Annotated in this window: 15 protein-coding genes and 1 pseudogene; 6 read left to right on the forward strand and 10 right to left on the reverse strand. The window is 40.8% G+C overall.

Features of this window, described 5'->3' with window-relative positions; genetic code table 11:
- Positions 1-260 (reverse strand): annotated as a pseudogene (locus ACR2F3_RS00395) (glycoside hydrolase family 3); the annotation flags it as partial.
- A 375-nt stretch (positions 261-635) separates the two neighbouring features.
- Here ACR2F3_RS00395 and ACR2F3_RS00400 point away from each other — a divergent pair.
- Both ACR2F3_RS00400 and ACR2F3_RS00405 read left to right on the forward strand, forming a co-directional pair.
- Positions 636-1,244 (forward strand): porin family protein, encoded by a 609-nt coding sequence (locus tag ACR2F3_RS00400; RefSeq protein ID WP_432708004.1) that lies wholly within the window; start codon positions 636-638, stop codon positions 1,242-1,244.
- 303 nt (positions 1,245-1,547) lie between these two features.
- Entirely contained in the window at positions 1,548-2,312 is a 765-nt protein-coding gene (locus tag ACR2F3_RS00405; protein WP_432708005.1) for a hypothetical protein, read from the forward strand.
- Positions 2,313-2,371: 59 nt separating this feature from the next.
- On the opposite strand, the gene ACR2F3_RS00410 is transcribed toward ACR2F3_RS00405, so the two are convergent.
- Positions 2,372-3,052, reverse strand: a complete 681-nt coding sequence (locus ACR2F3_RS00410; protein ID WP_432708006.1) for a response regulator transcription factor — start codon at positions 3,050-3,052, stop codon at positions 2,372-2,374.
- Positions 3,053-3,248: 196 nt separating this feature from the next.
- Positions 3,249-4,373 (reverse strand): glycoside hydrolase family 43 protein, encoded by a 1,125-nt coding sequence (locus ACR2F3_RS00415; protein ID WP_432708007.1) that lies wholly within the window; start codon positions 4,371-4,373, stop codon positions 3,249-3,251.
- A 90-nt stretch (positions 4,374-4,463) separates the two neighbouring features.
- Here ACR2F3_RS00415 and ACR2F3_RS00420 point away from each other — a divergent pair, with 90 nt between their 5' ends.
- The gene (locus ACR2F3_RS00420; RefSeq protein WP_432708008.1) at positions 4,464-5,033 is read left to right on the forward strand and encodes a sugar O-acetyltransferase; all 570 of its coding nucleotides are present in this window, start codon (positions 4,464-4,466) and stop codon (positions 5,031-5,033) included.
- Between the two features lie 16 nt (positions 5,034-5,049).
- Here ACR2F3_RS00420 and ACR2F3_RS00425 read toward each other — a convergent pair whose 3' ends face one another.
- Both ACR2F3_RS00425 and ACR2F3_RS00430 read right to left on the reverse strand, forming a co-directional pair.
- Entirely contained in the window at positions 5,050-5,199 is a 150-nt protein-coding gene (locus ACR2F3_RS00425; protein WP_432708009.1) for a hypothetical protein, read from the reverse strand.
- A 99-nt stretch (positions 5,200-5,298) separates the two neighbouring features.
- Positions 5,299-6,276, reverse strand: coding sequence for an energy transducer TonB (locus ACR2F3_RS00430; protein WP_432708010.1), 978 nt, complete (start codon positions 6,274-6,276; stop codon positions 5,299-5,301).
- A gap of 253 nt (positions 6,277-6,529) precedes the next feature.
- On the opposite strand from ACR2F3_RS00430, the gene ACR2F3_RS00435 reads away from it, so the two are divergent.
- Positions 6,530-7,141, forward strand: a complete 612-nt coding sequence (locus ACR2F3_RS00435) for a DUF7010 family protein (RefSeq protein WP_432708011.1) — start codon at positions 6,530-6,532, stop codon at positions 7,139-7,141.
- Positions 7,142-7,309: 168 nt separating this feature from the next.
- Complete coding sequence (locus ACR2F3_RS00440; protein WP_432708012.1) at positions 7,310-8,395, forward strand: Gfo/Idh/MocA family protein; 1,086 nt, start codon at positions 7,310-7,312, stop codon at positions 8,393-8,395.
- Positions 8,396-8,404: 9 nt separating this feature from the next.
- Here ACR2F3_RS00440 and ACR2F3_RS00445 read toward each other — a convergent pair whose 3' ends face one another.
- The 4 genes from ACR2F3_RS00445 to ACR2F3_RS00460 are packed head-to-tail and all read right to left on the reverse strand — an operon-like array spanning position 8,405 to position 12,352.
- Positions 8,405-8,965, reverse strand: a complete 561-nt coding sequence (locus ACR2F3_RS00445) for a gluconate 2-dehydrogenase subunit 3 family protein (RefSeq protein WP_432708013.1) — start codon at positions 8,963-8,965, stop codon at positions 8,405-8,407.
- Positions 8,966-8,977: 12 nt separating this feature from the next.
- On the reverse strand, positions 8,978-10,693 hold the full coding sequence (locus ACR2F3_RS00450) for a GMC oxidoreductase (RefSeq protein WP_432708014.1): 1,716 nt from the start codon (positions 10,691-10,693) through the stop codon (positions 8,978-8,980).
- A 22-nt stretch (positions 10,694-10,715) separates the two neighbouring features.
- Positions 10,716-11,426: a galactosamine-6-phosphate isomerase gene (locus ACR2F3_RS00455; protein ID WP_432708015.1), complete on the reverse strand. Its 711-nt coding sequence runs from the start codon at positions 11,424-11,426 to the stop codon at positions 10,716-10,718.
- Positions 11,427-11,437: 11 nt separating this feature from the next.
- Positions 11,438-12,352 (reverse strand): carbohydrate kinase family protein, encoded by a 915-nt coding sequence (locus ACR2F3_RS00460; RefSeq protein WP_432708016.1) that lies wholly within the window; start codon positions 12,350-12,352, stop codon positions 11,438-11,440.
- Between the two features lie 381 nt (positions 12,353-12,733).
- Here ACR2F3_RS00460 and ACR2F3_RS00465 point away from each other — a divergent pair, with 381 nt between their 5' ends.
- The gene (locus ACR2F3_RS00465) at positions 12,734-15,193 is read left to right on the forward strand and encodes an outer membrane beta-barrel protein (protein ID WP_432708017.1); all 2,460 of its coding nucleotides are present in this window, start codon (positions 12,734-12,736) and stop codon (positions 15,191-15,193) included.
- 967 nt (positions 15,194-16,160) lie between these two features.
- Here the strand turns inward: ACR2F3_RS00465 and ACR2F3_RS00470 are convergent.
- Complete coding sequence (locus ACR2F3_RS00470) at positions 16,161-17,450, reverse strand: TPR end-of-group domain-containing protein (protein WP_432708018.1); 1,290 nt, start codon at positions 17,448-17,450, stop codon at positions 16,161-16,163.
- Positions 17,451-17,458: the final 8 nt, after the last annotated feature.

Raw genomic sequence — 17,458 nt, forward strand, 5'->3', positions numbered from 1 at the left:
TGGAAAAACACAATCCCTCCGATCCTTTCTTTTTGGATTACACGTCCGATAGAATCTTCATATGCTTTTGTCGAGTTCGTTAATCCTCTTACAAAGAACATTTGTGCAATTTTGCTTCGTCGGTTTAATTTATTAAAAACAGAGTCCACCCACTCATTAGGTTCAGACAGCGTTTCGATATAAGATTTTTGTTGGGCGTTTACTGTAGTGAAGGATGCCAGCGCGGTAAGCGTAGCGATGGAAAATAGTCTAATGTTCATTCTTAGTGTGTATCGGTTAAATGGCTTCTTTATGTAATGTTGACGCTAAGTTAGTCAAAAGAGTCTTTAACTAAACTAAATTCCTGCTTGAAAGGAATTGCATTAGCCCTGATGAGCTGTTTTGCTTTGCCCCTTCCACATTTTGCTGGTGCGGTTTAAGCGATTAAGACTGCTTTTTCTAAAAAAATGTATCAAATTTAATACAGTTTTAACAGTCACCACAGATCTAAAATAGGAATGCCTGGTTTATTCACGCCTTAGTGGAAAGTACTGTTTACCAACAGTATCAACTTAACAACTATAGATTAAAGCGCTTTTCTTTCTGTAATGGCACATTTATTTCAAAGGGGATGGTAACAAGTAAAAATGAAATTTATGAAAAAGATATTCTTATTAGCCGCTGGCTTACTATTTACAGGTTCTATTTATGCACAGAGCCCAGCTCGTTTCGGTATTAAAGGTGGATTAAACCTTCCAAACATTGTTCAAAGCGGCAACAGCGATTTTGACACGAAGATAAACCCAGGTTTCAATGTGGGTGTTACGGTTGATATTCCATTATCGGAAAGTATTGCTTTCACTCCGGAAGCATTATATTCAACTAAAGGTTATAAACTAACTTCAAGTGTTGGAGATTTTACACAAACCACTAGTTTTATTGATATTCCTATTTTAGCAAGTTTCAAACTAGGTGGTAGTGGATTAAACTTAGTTGCTGGACCGCAGGTGTCGTTTTTAATGTCTACTAAAAACAAGTTTGAAAACGGTTTCGGTGCTGTGGAGCAGGAATATGATAATGATACCGATGGTTTCAACAAAAGCTTAGTAGGTGGTGTAGTTGGTTTCAGGTATGATATCACCAGCAACGTTGATGTACACGGACGTTATGCAATTGACTTCCAGAAAAACAATGAAAACGGAACTACAAGAACGCCTGAATTTAAAAACCAGGTATTTTCTATCGGTTTTGGTTACAAATTCTAAACGATATACTTAAAAAGTAAAAGCATCATTCTTAATTGAATGGTGCTTTTTTTTGCTTACAGGTTTTAAATGTCCCAAAAGAACACCGTTTATTGGTGTAATTTTCTCATAGACAAAAGTACTGCATCACTATTCTCACAACCGCTAAACAAAATGACAAAATCACCCTGTTTTTCAGGCGATTGCATGTGAAATAAAATGATTATAAATTACTCAATTTTGAGTATTGATGCCACAAAATTGGTGCGATATCTTTGTAATACAACCTACGAAAACCATCTGCCTCACCCTAAATCTTGCATCATGAAAATCAAAATCTGTTTAGCTGCAATATTGATATCAGCATCCGTTCTGTTACATGCACAAGACCGGCCAACATACCGGCCCAGTTACCTACGCCTTGGTGTCAACGCTGTAGGAAATCAACTCGATAAAATTCTTTCCCCCAGAGAGAACATCCTGGATGGCCGTTTTGGCGCAGTAAATGGATTCGTCCTTGACGCTGGAAGAATTTATTATTTCGGCGGAAAGTTCAGTGAGGGCTTCCTTAACCTGGGACTTGACTGGACCGTTCTTTCCTTCACCTATAACCAATTAAATGAGTGGGAACAGTATGGTCGGGATTCACGTGCCCAAAATGTGATTGTTGATGGAACAAAAGTGATGGCTTCAGCATCCACAAAATTAGGCCCTGTGTTATCTATTAACCTTATTGAAAAAATTGTTATTGATGCACGTTTCCAGCTGGCACCTACCTTTCGGTATATAGACTTAAGTTACTACGAAGATGAAGGTGGACCTAATGAACGTTTTATCACATTTATCAAAAACGGAAAAAGATATTTTAATGAGAGTTTCGATTTTGACGGCATTAAAGACAGAACCACCTTCAGTGTAGCCAAAAGTCTGGGCGTAACGCTACGTCGTAATACATTAGGAATCTCTGCTGATTACATATGGGGAGATGTAAAAACATATTTTGAATCCATCGCTGGAGATGTCGGGATCGCTGGAAAACAAAGCGTTCCTGTGCGAACCCTGCAGGTGAAATTAAATCTATCATTTTAGGTGTTGATGGGTGTTACCTAACCCCTGTAATATTTTGCAAGGGTTAGGCTTTTTATATATTACACCAGGTTGTAAGCCTGCGCAAACCGCACCGTATCATAGTTATTTTTAAGGCATAGTTTACTCCGAAGGTTTCTACGGTGTGTATCTACAGTAGCGGGCGAAATAAAAAGGCTATTGGAAATTTCACCAGAGTTCATGCCAAGCGCAATACACCTTAGTACTTCCTTTTCGCGTTTGGTTAGTTTAAGAAACAAGGGATTATTGGCTTGCAGAAAACTCATCTCATCAACCATACGGACAATTTTAGGACTGAAATGTTGTACCTGTTCCAGGTTATTGGAGGTTGTAATCAGGTAAGTTGCCTCCCCGGTAGAATTTCTGTAAAAGACTTTTGTATTACTCACAAACAGTAGCCATGCCAGCGAACGCTGGTTTCGGATTTGCTGAAAATAACAGACCATGTCCTCCGTATTTTGCTGAATTAAACAATGTATTTGCTGTATGTAATCTACCCTTTCAATCGTATTGAAATATGAAGCTTGATTTCCTTCTTTGTTAAGCTCGGAGATTTGATGTTCTTCTATTCCAAATGCATCCATTGCTGGCTGATTCATGTATACCACATGAAGATCAACCACACAATGAACTATAATTGCAGCAGGAAGTTGATCTGCAACAAGCTTGAGCTTCGCGAGCTGCTTGGTAAAATCCTGCTGGAGAGCCTTGCTTTGTTTCATTAATCGAAGCCTCTATAATAGAATGATTTAATCACTTGCTAAATCATTTTTTAGTACAATTAAATTAAGCAAATATTACGACAATTGCATAGACAAAATGATGTGTAAATTCACATATATACAAAAACCGCCCTTAGAAACCTCTATTCGTTTCTAAGGGCGGTTTATACGTATTGAAAAACGGTGTTTAATCTTGTTAGAACTTCCAGTTTTCCTGCCATTTAATCACAGGTTTCCCATCTTCAATGGTCATTGGAATCCAGATATAACGGCCATCAATGGCATTTTCCGGCGTCCATCTATCGGCCATAAATATATAGGTGTCCTTTTTTCCGGCAACAGGTAAGATGTAGGTTCCTTGAGATTTAAAGGTAAGCTCGGCACCATCACCTACACAAGGGTTTCCTAAAGATTTCCATGGGCCCCAAATTGAATCGGCCACAAAAGAGCGGGCAGCATTTGGATCCCAGCCGGTACAACCTGAGGTAACCAGGTAATATTTGCCGTGTTGTTTGATAATGGCGGGGGCTTCGTTATGGCCTCCAGGTTCAATGGTAATGTATTTACCCGTAAAAGCCATATAATCTGGTGTAAGTTCTGCTAGGTGTAAAGTCAGGTTTTCTTCAGATGAATAAATATGATAAGCCTTACCGTCGTCGTCAACAAAAAGGGCCATATCGCGGGCCATCTGGCCTTTATCTAAATCGCGTCTAACAAATAAACCTTCGGCAACTTCTTTTCGCCATTCGTCGGTCCAGGCTTTTAAGTCGGCTTCTTTAACGGTTTTACTTTTCCATGCTTCATTAAAATTGGCCGGCCATTTTCCTGCATTTGGCCTAAAAGATTTTACATAAGTATAAGGACCGGTTACCTGATCGCTTACCGCTACAGCTGTACGTGCCGCATTGTAACTTTGGTTTTTTAACTCCAGGTGGAACCACATGACAAATTTCTTTGTTTTGGCGTTATAAATGACCTTTGGCCGTTCAATAATACTGCCTTTTTCTATTTCTGATCCGGAGTTTTCCGCTGCCACTTTTAAGGCTATACCTTCATTCTTCCAGTTATACAGATCTGCTGATGAGTATACACCCACCCCAACATTTGCGCGGTTGCCCGATTTACCTTCAGTTTTATGCTCACCAAACCAGTAGTATTTCCCCTCATGGAACAACACTCCACCCCCATGTGCGTTAATGTGTTTACCATCGGTATCTGGCCAGATCTGGCCAGGGGTGATAGAGGACAACGCTTGCGCAGAGGTGCTTTTTACCGAAAAAGTGAGGATGAAAATTAGAAATAATAGGTTTTTCAGGTTCATTCCGAAAGGTATAGATTATGTATTTCCTAAACAAATTCCAACAAATAAGGTACAATTGGCTAATATTGCAGCGACACAAACTGGTGATCTATGCGTACGGAAAAAGAAAAAATGTTAAGTGGCGAACTTTACAATCCCTTTGACAGTGAATTAAGTAAAGACAGGTATCATGCAAAACAGGCACTTCATGCTTATAATAAATTAAGTCCCGCTGATGCGAAGGAACAGAAAAAGTTGATTAAAGCGCTATTTGGCACCGTGGGTAAACAATACCAGATAGAACAGCCATTTTTCTGCGATTATGGCTATAACATCCATCTTGGTGCCTTTTTCTTTTCCAACTACAACTGCACCATTCTGGATGTGGCCAAAGTGACCATCGGCGACCATGTCATGTTTGGGCCAAATGTGGGCGTATATACGGTAAACCATCCATTAAATGCGGAGCGTAGAAAAACAGGACTGGGGTATGCGCAGCCGGTTACCATAGGTAATAATGTATGGGTGGGTGGTCATTCGGTTATCCTGCCTGGGGTTACCATCGGTGATAATTCAGTGATTGGTGCGGGTAGTGTAGTCACCAGAGACATCCCCGCAAATGTAGTGGCCGTGGGAAATCCTTGTAAAGTGTTAAGGGTGATCACAGCGGAAGATATTTAATATATTCAATTTTGACCTATAGCAGGTATTTATCAACTGCTAGCCAGGTTACAACGAAAATTCCAAGGAAAGAGTAGGCGATAGCAATGGGTTTCATTTTCTTCAGGGTTGCACGGCCAGGTGCACCCGTAAAGAGTGCAAATAATACTTCTAGTATAGCTTCCATTTGGTTAAATTTTGTGAATACTAAGCTAATAAATTAATAGGAAAACAGGCATAATAAACTGAGTGCTGATGAAATACAAATGGCTTGATGACAAAAGTATTAACGTATGATATAGGATACAGAACGTACGTTAAAGGATACGGGAATAGTAAACATAACATTTGCCAGCCTTCCTTTTACACTTCCTGGCTTCCAGCCTTTTATCGAATTTATCGCCCGGATGGCCTCTTTGGCTAGGCAAGGGTGTACGTCATTTATCAAATGAACATCACTTAATTCACCATTCTTAAGCACTACAAACTTGATTTGAGCCACGCCCTGAATCCTTTGAGCGGCCAGGTCTCGAGGATACCTCACACTTTGGGTGAGTTGCTTATAATAGGCTTTCATCCCGTCTTTAAACATCGGCTTTTCTTCGGAAATGGTATAATGGTACACATTACCTTTTGCGTCGGTACTGGTCCCGGAAAGCATCTTACCTTCAGCATAGACTTCTTTGTAACGAAGGGTGTCTGTTGTCCTTAATTCACCTGTCCACTCCCCATCGTATTTGCCATTTTTCACATTTCCTTTTCCGGTGACGTATGTGAAATCATCATCATAAAGTACAGCGTATCCATTTCCATCAGTTACCATGGCAGCACCTGTAGAATCGTTGACACTTTTAACATAAACAATACTACTGTCTCCACTTTGCTCATAATACAATGTAGTATACAGCTTGCCATTTGGAAAGTGGTTATATGCGGTATCGATTAGTTTGCCCTTAAGATAGCTCGAGATTTGCTTTTTTCTGCCGTTTTCAAAGAAAGAAATAAACCTTCCTTCATAAAGAGGTTTATCTCTCACACTGGAATACCCATAGCTTTTCCGCGTTCCATTCATATAGACTTCTAAAACAGGATATAATTTTGAGCGCTTCTCAGGCTCCTGCACCGTTCGGATATAATCGGCGCTATCAGCATTTTTTACATAATCGCCATTATTCTTTAAGAAATAAAGGTCTTGCTTTTGGGCGGAAACACTTGTGAAGAGGAGTACAAGACTGGAAAACACCAGGAAAATGATCTTTTTCATAAGAGAGCTTATTTTTTTACAAGATGGCAGTAAAAACGAATATAAAGGTTTTACTGAAAATATATACGGTCCAGCTCCACGCTTGTAAAGAAAAAGTATTGATTATAAAGACAATACACTATATTTAAAGCTAATACAACCAAACTGCAGATTATGCTATCAAATCGTGCCAAAAGAATAATCCTTTGTTTATATCTAGTTATTGATACCACAATCAAAGTTCTCACTATTAATACGCTTAAAACTAAACTGAATGATTAAGAAAACATTGGCAAAAGCTGATCAGGCATCAGAATCCACTCTGCAAGAGTTCAATCATCTTGAAATCGCCCAACATGACATGCGTTTTGCCTACCTGCATGGCTACCCTGGGGTAGTGGTTTCCGGGATCATGTGGCTTGTTTCAGCATGTGTAGCCCTGAATATGTCGGCAGAAAGAGCAGTTTGGGCCCTGCTTATTGGCGGTGTTTTTATTCATCCATTAAGCATATTGCTCAATAAAGTTTTAGGTTCAAGTGGTGTCCATAATCCAAGCAATCCCCTTGGCAGGCTTGCCATGGAAGGGACTTTATTTATGATCTTGTGTATGCCCCTGGCTTATGGGCTGTCATTTCATAAAGTAGAATGGTTTTTCCAGGGCATGCTTCTCATCATTGGAGGCAGGTATTTTCATTTTGCAACGCTCTACGGTTCCAAGCTATACTGGGTCTTGGGCATAGGATTAGGAGTAGCAGCTATTTTATTGTTTATCATGCGTGCCCCTTCACCTATAACACTTTTGGTGGGTGCTGCGATAGAAATCGCGTTTGGTGTCGTCATGCTTATGATCACTCGCACAAGGAAAACCCCACAAATAACGAATTAAACTAAAATGGGCTGTTAACACCGTGCATCGTAAGCTTTACTCGAACAGAACTTAACCAGATTTAAATGGACGCGAGATAGCTTTCAAACTTGACTTTACATTGTGATGAGAAGCCTTTTTGTGAATAGAAAGCGTGACACCTTTTATTGACTAAACCGATAGACAAAAATGAAAAAGACAAGAGTTACTATCCTAGGTGCAGGATTTATTTCCGATATTCATGTCGAAAGTTATACCCGCTTTATCCCAGAAGCAGAAATAGTTGCCGTTTATGCGCGTGAAGCCGAAAAAGCGAAAGCCTTTGCAGAAAAGCATCATATTCCGAATTGGTTTACGGATATGGATAAAGCAATTACGGAGACATCATGTGATGTAGTGGACATCTGCCTGCCAAACTTTTTGCATTGCAAAGCAACCCTGCTTGCTGCAAAAAATCAAAAACATGTGATTATAGAAAAACCATTGGCCGTTACTTTAGAAGAAGCTGATGAAATGATTGAGGCTTGTAAAGTTAACCAGGTCAAACTCATGTATGCAGAAGAGCTTTGTTTTGCGCCTAAATATGAGCGTGCCCGACAAATGGTTAAAGAGGGCGCTGTAGGCAATATATACATGCTAAAGCAGGCTGAGAAACATTCTGGTCCTCATTCAGACTGGTTCTACGACATAGATTTGGCAGGTGGAGGCGTATTAATGGATATGGGCTGCCATGCTTTTGGTTGGTTCAGGTGGATGCTTGGCAACGCGAAGGTCAAAAGTGTTATGGGAACGATGAACACTTTTTTACACCAGGAAAGAACAAAGGGAGAGGACAATTCGGTCATTATTGTAGAATTTGAAAATGGTGTAGTTGGCGTAGCAGAAAATAGCTGGGCAAAACAAGGCGGTATGGACGACCGATGCGAAATTTACGGTACAGATGGCGTCATCTATGCAGACTTGTTTATGGGCAATGCAGCATTAGCCTATAGTAAAAGTGGTTATGGTTATGCGGCTGAAAAGACTGATACGACCCAGGGATGGAGTTTTCCAATCTTTGAAGAAGTATTTAACCAGGGTTATCCTCATGAACTGAAACACTTTATCGGCTGTGTGCGTGAAGATACAACGCCACTTTTAACTGGTGAAGACGGCAGAGCGGTATTAGAGATCATTTATGCCGCCTATGCATCGGCCGGAACGGGAAAGAAGATCAACTTGCCATTTAACCCTGTCATAAAAAAACCCATTGATCTTTGGCTTGATCAGCAATAATACCCGATGTTATGTTGCCCAGGCCTTTTCTCCTGTGCGATAAGGGATGCAGCCTACATACTTGCCAGGCACTGGAATATACCGCAACGCTTTTGTACAACCGACTTCAGATGTAAAATAGCCAAGCAAAGTGAGTTCCTTCATCATTCTAAAATAGTGAACTGCATGCTGGCTGTTTTTTGCTTCTATCTTTTGTTCCTGATCAAGGATGGTTAATAGCGCCGTCCTTTGTTCGGCATCAATCGACATAAAGTTTTTGCCATACATTATATTACTTTGTTCATTTAGTACTGTAACGCCGTTAGTAAATATTGTCTGTTCGTCAGGCGTATAACAATCGTTCACCATCAACGCCATAAAAGCCCCAACATTAGCCATTTTTGCCCCGGGGGTAGCCGTTTCCGGCAGAATCGTTTCGCTTATTTCATTAAATAGCGCAATATCATCCGCAGTAAACAAGTTATTTAATCTTGTAGCGTCAGATTTACATCCTGATAAAAAGAATTCTGCGCCAATAATAGATCCACCCAGCATTAAGGCCAACCGGCCAACCACCTCTCTTCTATTCATAATATTCGTTGTCTATAAGTTCCCTTTTTTCATTTCCTGCACCGCGTAGGTAGCTGCCCGGGCTGTAAGTGCCATATAAAGTAATGACGGACTTTGGTTGCCCGTGCTGGTCATGCATGCCCCATCGGTAACAAATACATTTTTGCAATGGTGTAACTGGTTCCATCCATTAAGGAGGGAAGTTTTTGGATCTTTTCCCATACGAACTCCTCCCATTTCATGAATATCCAAACCTGGAGCCTGTTTATTATTGTAAGGAAGGATGTTTTTACAACCAGATTTTTCTAACATCTCCGTACTTTGGGTTAAAAAATCCTTAATCATCCGTTCGTCATTCTCATCATATTCAACCGATGTTACTAATAGCGGGATTCCCCATTGATCTTTTTCTGTTTTACTCAAACGTACATGATTGGATTCCTTTGGCACGGTCTCCCCTTGCAAATACATGTAAACATTCCATCCACCCGGCTCGGACAGACCGTCCTTATAAGCTGCACCTATTTGTCCTTCATCAGTTTCAGCAGGATGCTGACTGCGGTATGCATTCATAAAAGTGGTAAAACCACCATAATAGTCTGTTTCCTGTTTTTCCAGGTTTCGGTAATTGACAAGAATAAGGTCTGTAGGGTTGCGGCCGTAATAATATTTATCCAGGTACCCATCAATTGTTGCACTGAGGGATGCGCGGTAATTATGAAACGCAATAAATTTACCCAATAATCCACTATCGTTACCCAGGCCATCAGGAAAACGGTTTGATGTTGAATTTAGTAAGATTAAATTGCTATTCAGTGCAGAGGCATTTAAGAAAATGATACGTGCAAAATAATCAGTAACTTCTTTGGTGTTGGTATCAATTACCCGCACGCCGGATGCTTTTCCTAATTTTTCATCGTAAATAATGGAATGAACAACGGAAAAGGGCCGGATGGTTAAGTTTCCGGTTTGCTGTGCCCAGGGTAAAGTGGAACTTACAGAGCTAAAATAGCCCCCAAAAGGGCAACCCCGCATACACAAATTGCGAGCCTGGCATTTACCCCGTCCTTGTTTCAAATGTACATCGCGGGTTTCGGTAAGGTGTGCCCATCTTGCATGAACCAGGTGTCTGTCGTTGTAATTTGCTTTCAAACTTTGTCTGATATCCTGTAAGACGCAATTCATTTCAAAAGGCGGCAAGAATTCACCGTCGGGCATTGCAGGCAAATTATCTTTATGTCCACAAATGCCGATAAACTTTTCTACATGGCTGTACCAGGGCGCAACATCATCATATCCTATCGGCCATGCCATGCCATAACCAAATCGTTCCGGAGCGGTAAATTCAAATTCACTCCAACGCTGCGTGGCCCGGCCCCAGGTAAGTGATTTGCCTCCTACCTGGTAGCCTCGGATCCAATCAAAAGGTTTTTCCTGTACATACGGATGATCTTCATCCTTGATAAAAAAGTGTGCACAATCTTCGCCATAACCTGCAGATTTAGTGATTAAGGGATTTTCTTTATAAAATGCCTTGCTCATTCGGCCGCGGTATTTAAAATCCCAGGGATCCATGTTTGCAGTTGGATAATCTTTGTTATGTTCTATGTTTCTGCCCCGCTCCAGTACCAGGGTTTTTAGCCCTTGCTCACAAAGCTCCTTGGCGGCCCAACCACCACTTATCCCAGATCCTATAACAATGGCATCAAATGTATTAATGCCGCTGTTTTGATTTCTATTCGCAGTCATTTGATAATGGTTTATATGCTTGCTAAATGGAGGTTCGATCAATTAGACACGTTACCGCCGGATGCAGCCATAAAAAGGAAGCAGGCAAACTGGTGGTAATCTTAGCGGAAAGGAATTCTTGTATGATCTGCTGTTTCCCTGCCCCGGAGATCAGTAAGATGATTTTTTTTGCTTGAAGGATTTCTGCCATGCCTAAAGTTATTCCGGAAGTTGGTTTCTCCTCCATTTCCGAAGCCATGGAATGCTGCATGGATGTTGCCGTAAGGGCTGTAGCATGACATTTCGCCTGCAGGAAGGGCGCTGGTTCGTTAAATGCGATGTGGCCGTTTAACCCTAGCCCCAGTACGCACAGGTCAATCGGCCCTTCACTTTCCAGGTAGGCGCTAACTTTTTTACACGCTACCGCTAGATCATCAGGGCGACTATCGAATGAAATAAAGCGCGATACACTTATATTTAATGGGGCTAAAAGGTTTTCTTTTAAGTAAGTGTGACAAGATTGTGGGTGGTCTAAAGGAATTCCACCCCATTCATCCAGCTTGATCATCCTGAAGGAATCAAAGGCCGAAGAATCATTTTGATGCTTTTCTACCAGTTTTTGATAGGCACCCAGCGGAGATGAACCCGTGGCAGCACACAACAACAAATCAGTTTTAGAGAGTAACGCTGCGTGAATCATATTTGCAGCAACAGCGCTCATGTTATTATAGTTATCAAAATATTCAATGATCATCGCTAAGCAAATTATATCCTATTCAATAAAATCTGTGATTTAACCCCACCTAGTGCTTTAAGGCTTTCCGTTCCACATTGGACCCCACGATACAAACAAGTATTATAATCCTGTCCAGCTAACCATTCGAATATAAAGCCTGCATCAAAATTGTCACCGGCACCTGTCGTATCCACTATATTCAAATTAACCAGCAAGTCTGCCGGTATTTTAAAGTCAATAACCTCGTTTTCCGCAAATAATAAAGCCCCCTCTCCGCCCCTTTTGATGACAACCAAAGGGCATTGTGTTGACAAAAATTGACCTGCCTCCAAAAGATTGGCTTTTCCACTTATGGCAAGTGCCTCGGCCTCGTTAGGCAGAAAAACATCGATCAGCGGCAAGATTTCCTGCACGCGCGTCCAATCGCCATCTGGATCCCAGTTCGTATCCAAAGAGACCGTAACTCCTGCCTCTTTTAGTGTTTTTATCCAGCCTGGCCAATACGGAATGAGATTGTTTAACAAAAAGTAGCTTCCAATGTGCCAGTGAGAAGCCCGATCAACTAGTAAGGGTGTAAATACCGATGGTTCGATGAGTTTAAGGGTACCTAGATAGGTGAGCATTGCCCGATCGCCCTTGCACGATAAGTTAAGGCCCATGGGCGTTTGTTCATCAGGAATAATTTCGACTAAAGAGAGGTCAACACCAGCTTTTTCCAGGCTTTCCAGGATGATTCTGCCCTGTGGGTCATCCCCTATTTTACTGATCACGCCTATGGATCCACCAAGTTTAGCAATCTGCGATGCAAAGATCCCAACTGAACCACCCAAATCAATAGCGTACTGATCTGCTAGTTGTTCAACCTGCCCATATGCTGGTTTTACCTGTGCATCAATGAGGATATCAATACATAAATCTGCGATAGCTATTAGGTCAAGTTTCATTCGCTAAATATTTGGTAAGCACTTGGGAAATAGATGTGCTAACTAAAATACAAGTTTTTAGGCTATTGCTATTATTTAAGTAGGGTTTAATTTGGCAAAAAATGCGGAGGTAATATTCCTGTGAAAAGTCTAAGATTATTGAATTGGAAATTTACCTCCATTATTGTCGAAGATGAAATTTACTATTATACGCAACTCTTGAATCATGTGATTTTCTAATGCCGTGTGCTTACTCATAATGCTAAAGGCATTGTAATACTTCGATTTGATAACTAGTCACATTACACAAGTTGTATAAAATAAGACGATTAAGCTTTTAAGTGTAACCTAGGCAAAGGTATCTCGTCTTACTAATAACATCCCTAATTTAATCTACATCTTATGAAAAAAGCTGGCATAATGCTCCTCAAGTTATATCTGCTGATTGCTATCTTTTTTTTCATCCCTATGGCTGTTCGCGCTCAACAGGTGGGAATTTCCACCTACCAGGTAAAAGGCCGTGTATTGGGTCTTGACGGCCGGGCAATACCATACGTTACCGTTAGCATGATCTCAACTCAACCTGATGAGACAAAACATGCAAAGCTGACGGATACAAGCGGCCGTTTTGAGTTTTCCATTAACCAGCAAGGAAATTATCAGATCCGGCTTAGCTCGGTTGAATCTGATACGACCGTGTTAAATATTACCTTAGCTACTAAACAGATGATCGAGCTCGGTGACGTCGTCCTGAAAGCAACTTCCAAAAATCTAAATGAGGTTAAAGTTGTCGGGAAGAAGGACTATGTAGAACAGCGAATCGATATGACAGTACTCCATGTAGAGAACAGCAGCCTGGCCGTGGGTAACTCCGTACTAGACGTACTACAGCGTGCGCCAGGCGTTTATGTTGCTAATGATGGCAAAATAGATTTGAAAGGAAAATCTGGCGCAAGTATACTCATTGATGGCAAACTCACTTACCTTGCTGGTGATCAGCTAATCGCTTTCCTAAGGTCCATGCAAAGCTCCGCGGTGCGTAACATAGAGCTGATTACAAATCCATCGGCAAAGTATGATGCTGCAGGCTCGGGAGGAATCATTAACATCCGCTTAAAGAAAAACAATTCTTACGGCCTAAACGGCAATGTTAACCTTGCAGCAGGGTACGGCAAGAATTTCAAATCGAGTGCTGGTGCTAACTTAAATTATAGGGCGAATAAAATAAACGTCTATGGAGATTTTTACCTGAACTACAATAATCGGCTTCGGGAACTCAACATAAACCGTGTGAGTCCTTCCAACACAGGTAACACCTTTTTTGATCAACATACAGAAGCTGACATAGACGACAGAAACCATTATTATAAAGCCGGATTGGATTATTATATCAACGACAATAATGTTATTGGTTTTCAATTTAACGGCCACAACAATTCTGGGGATGACCGAACCGTTAATTACACCCAGATCAGTAGTGATGGGATTGGGCTGGATTCTTTAGTTACGGCAGACAACCCCACTCAGCGGAGCTACAATTACGCTGCTTTTAACCTGAATTATAAGTCGACGATCGACACTTTAGGCCAGGACCTAAATATTGATCTAGACTATGCGTCGTATGACAACAGCATCCAAAATGGTTATGACAATCATTTTCTGGATCCGGCAGGCAATGAATATAAATCGCCTCTGGTCTTTAGGAGTAATGCGCCTGTAAATGTTAACATTCTCTCTGCAAAAGCTGATTACACCTATCCACTAAGCACTGATTCTAAATTATCGGCCGGAATAAAAAGCAGTTATGTTAAAACCGAAAATGATATTGTGTTTGAAAATTTTAATGAAAACAGTTGGGAAAATGACCCAAACAGGAGTAATCAATTTCAATACACAGAAAACATCAATGCAGCTTATCTCAATTTGCAGTTGAAACTGAAAATCGTGGAAATACAATTCGGTTTACGTGCTGAACAAACGAATTCAAAAGGGAACTCCATCACTTTAAATGAGGTAGTTAAGCGCGACTATATCAATTTGTTTCCGACGATCTTTTTAAGGAAAAAGCTATCTGAGGACCACAATGTCGGATTGTCTTATTCCAGAAGGATCGATCGCCCAAACTACGTAACCCTAAATCCATTTGTATACAACATTGATCTCTATACCTTTTCAAGAGGGAACCCTTATCTAAAGCCGCAGTTTACAAATGTGTCCGAATTATCCTATGTTTATAAAAGTAAGCTATATATCACGCTGGGCCACAGTTTAACCAACGATGCGATTACTGAAGTAACGGTACTTAATGCCGAGGACAAGACGCTGATTGTGGGGGAACAGAATCTTGCCAAACAGGAGGTCATTTACATGAGCCTAAGCTTTCCGTTGAAAGTAAGTGAATGGTGGTCAATGAATAACAGCATGAATGTTTCGAAAAACAAGTTCAGCACACCAAACTTGATGGGCTTTCCTTTTGAAAGTGGTAAAACAGCCTACAATTTTAATATTAATCAGACTTTTAACATAAGCCCTTCCACTACGGCCGACTTATCTTTCAATTACCGTTCGGCAAACGTGCATGGAACTTATTTTTTCAGGCCCATGTATAGCACAGATCTGGGCATTAAAAAGTCCTTTGCGGATAAGAAGTTGACCATCTCGCTTGCGGCAAACGATCTTTTCAACACTTATAGAGAACGGATCAAAAGTGTAATTCCCGGGCAGGATTACCGGATCTACCAAAAATATGAAACACAAATTTTCCGAATGGGGCTTTCTTACCGTTTTGGTAGTAACCAGATCAAATCTGTACGTGAACGGTCGAAAAGTTCTGACACTGAAGAAAGACGTGTTAAAAATTAGGTAAAGCACGGATTAACGAGGGTGGGCATACTTTCTTGGTGTAATGTTCTATAGCTTATTAGAAATTATGATTAGTTGATGCCTTTCCAGAATTTATTTGTGGTGTAGCCCGTCTGTACCTTAACCAGATCTTAATGTGATTGGCATTTGTGTCCGGTGCTGGACCTGGCCTCATATACACCTCAGTTCGGTTTTGTGAAACAAGGTGCGAAGGAGGTGCAGTGTAGGTAGGCCTGAGTACGGTATATTTTATAAGCCGTAGCCAAGTCCTCCTCAGCATTAATTTTCCGTTTTCTTTTAGATTAGCATTCGAAATTAATAGATAGTATTGAACAAACCTAGTCGGCCTGAGATTATAATCGGATTTGTACGATATAAATCTATAAATGTTTAACTTATAACAATTCTGCTATTTCACAAACAGCCTCCTGTGGGAACTGGATTTATTGATAGCTTTAACATATACACTCGTACGATTAATTTAGCAATTGACTTTAATTTTACCATTAAATTAAAAAATAAAATGATGATTGTCAATATTTCTGAACTTTGGGTGGCTACATCTGGGATAGAGCAAATAATCTGTTCCTAAAAACGAAGAAGATCACTTTAGACAATAAACCATAACATGAGCATCAGCGCATTTCTTCTACAAGATGCCAGCTGAAGATAGCTGTTTTTGCTTTACCACTACTATTGCTTCAGAAAACAAAAACCTTGTTACGTCTCCTAATTAAGATTCGACAGCCTGCCATTGAGTTGTGGCGGACAAAGTAAAAAGAACCATTGTAAGACATTTACAATAGCTTTAATAATTAAGATGGATGAAGATAGTACGCCTGTATGCTGAATGTGTAGAAGAATGTAGTTCCATTTGGCAGATAATTTTTCTATCCGGCTCCGTCGCTTGTTTCATCTGCAGCAATCGCTGCTTAGATGTTTTATTTCTCGAATGTTTTCTAGGACCCTAAAGTGCCGCTACTTTTTTCTCCCATTTGCTTTTGTTGAGGAAAGCCTTATAATCCTGAATGTGCAGCATGTCGTGAATCGCCTGTTTTTTGTCTTTGCTTTGCTCGTAATAAGCTTTACAGATCTGGTAGCCGATCCAGTAACCCTGATCTGGTAAATTGTCAGGAGTAGAAGTTTTGGAGTTGGCAATCCAGTTGTCGTAACGGTCGAAATACATATCTGGTTTGAACTTGTTCCAAATCTGTTTTTCCTTACCTTTTACCCAATCGAAAAGCACTTTGTTTGCGGTATTACCGCTGATCAGTTCGCCGATGAAGTCGCCCATTCCTTCCCTGATGACGTAACTCAAGGTGGTAGTGTCTTTTTTCATGCCGTCCTGCTGATAATGTACCAGTTCATGTGCAAGCAAATTTGGCAGCATTTCGATGTTGCCCAGACGGGTGCGTTTCTGAAAGCTAAGCTCATCGACCGGGACACTGGGATCGCTAGCCGCTTGGTTCACACCAAGCAATAATCCAAGATCTGTGACCGTTCCGCCGCTGGTGAAAGCACCGATGACAAAGTACACATCCGGAAATTTAGATTGGGCATAAAGCGATTTCATTTTCAGATAGGAGGCCATAAATGCCGGTTTGTATGCATCCGTTTTGTAGGTGTTGTTCCGGATGGCTGCATAAAGCTTAGGCGCCGAGCGGATGTGATCAATAAAGAAGTCAATGCTGCTAACCTTTGCACCCATGTAATCCTCCATCCCTTTACTAGCCCGGTCAAAGTACAGCTTCTTCATGATGGCTTTGAAATTAGCCGTGTCTTTCATGGCCTGGTCGTAAGCTTCCCAGAAATGGTATATGTCTGAGGTGATAAATTCGGATTTTCTTGGATCATCGTTCAGCATCTTTTTACGTTCGGGCACCCTTTCAACCAACTCGGCCCAAGTTGGATTGCTATGTAAGAGCTTCAGATCACTATCCGAAATGATATTCGATTTATTGTTGTAGCCAGCATCAATGGCTTTGTTTAAAATAAGCATAGCCGAGTCTGTTTTACCCTGAAGGCTAAGACAGCAGGCCATGTTGTAATAAGCACCAGCTTTTTTGCTTTTAAAGTCGCTTATTTCGGCAACTATTCCATAGTAGGGCGTTGCAAGTGTAAATTGTTTCGCGTTGTAAAGGCTGTCGGACAGCTTAACAGCAGTTTCAAGCGGCAGTACATTTTGACTAAAAGCAGGGAAAAGCATTGAACTTATCGCAAAGGAAAGGGTGAAAGTTTTGAGTAATGTTTTATTCATAAAAGATT

It is taken from the genome of Pedobacter sp. (assembly GCF_045627485.1).
Classification (GTDB): domain Bacteria; phylum Bacteroidota; class Bacteroidia; order Sphingobacteriales; family Sphingobacteriaceae; genus Pedobacter.

Bases quoted from the DNA above. Each gene is read 5' to 3' on its own strand.
- ACR2F3_RS00400 (WP_432708004.1), top strand. From the start codon at position 636: ATGAAAAAGATATTCTTATTAGCCGCTGGCTTACTATTTACAGGTTCT.
- ACR2F3_RS00405 (WP_432708005.1), top strand. From the start codon at position 1,548: ATGAAAATCAAAATCTGTTTAGCTGCAATATTGATATCAGCATCCGTT.
- ACR2F3_RS00410 (WP_432708006.1), bottom strand. From the start codon at position 3,052: ATGAAACAAAGCAAGGCTCTCCAGCAGGATTTTACCAAGCAGCTCGCG.
- ACR2F3_RS00415 (WP_432708007.1), bottom strand. From the start codon at position 4,373: ATGAACCTGAAAAACCTATTATTTCTAATTTTCATCCTCACTTTTTCG.
- ACR2F3_RS00420 (WP_432708008.1), top strand. From the start codon at position 4,464: ATGCGTACGGAAAAAGAAAAAATGTTAAGTGGCGAACTTTACAATCCC.
- ACR2F3_RS00425 (WP_432708009.1), bottom strand. From the start codon at position 5,199: ATGGAAGCTATACTAGAAGTATTATTTGCACTCTTTACGGGTGCACCT.
- ACR2F3_RS00430 (WP_432708010.1), bottom strand. From the start codon at position 6,276: ATGAAAAAGATCATTTTCCTGGTGTTTTCCAGTCTTGTACTCCTCTTC.
- ACR2F3_RS00435 (WP_432708011.1), top strand. From the start codon at position 6,530: ATGATTAAGAAAACATTGGCAAAAGCTGATCAGGCATCAGAATCCACT.
- ACR2F3_RS00440 (WP_432708012.1), top strand. From the start codon at position 7,310: ATGAAAAAGACAAGAGTTACTATCCTAGGTGCAGGATTTATTTCCGAT.
- ACR2F3_RS00445 (WP_432708013.1), bottom strand. From the start codon at position 8,965: ATGAATAGAAGAGAGGTGGTTGGCCGGTTGGCCTTAATGCTGGGTGGA.
- ACR2F3_RS00450 (WP_432708014.1), bottom strand. From the start codon at position 10,693: ATGACTGCGAATAGAAATCAAAACAGCGGCATTAATACATTTGATGCC.
- ACR2F3_RS00455 (WP_432708015.1), bottom strand. From the start codon at position 11,426: ATGATCATTGAATATTTTGATAACTATAATAACATGAGCGCTGTTGCT.
- ACR2F3_RS00460 (WP_432708016.1), bottom strand. From the start codon at position 12,352: ATGAAACTTGACCTAATAGCTATCGCAGATTTATGTATTGATATCCTC.
- ACR2F3_RS00465 (WP_432708017.1), top strand. From the start codon at position 12,734: ATGAAAAAAGCTGGCATAATGCTCCTCAAGTTATATCTGCTGATTGCT.
- ACR2F3_RS00470 (WP_432708018.1), bottom strand. From the start codon at position 17,450: ATGAATAAAACATTACTCAAAACTTTCACCCTTTCCTTTGCGATAAGT.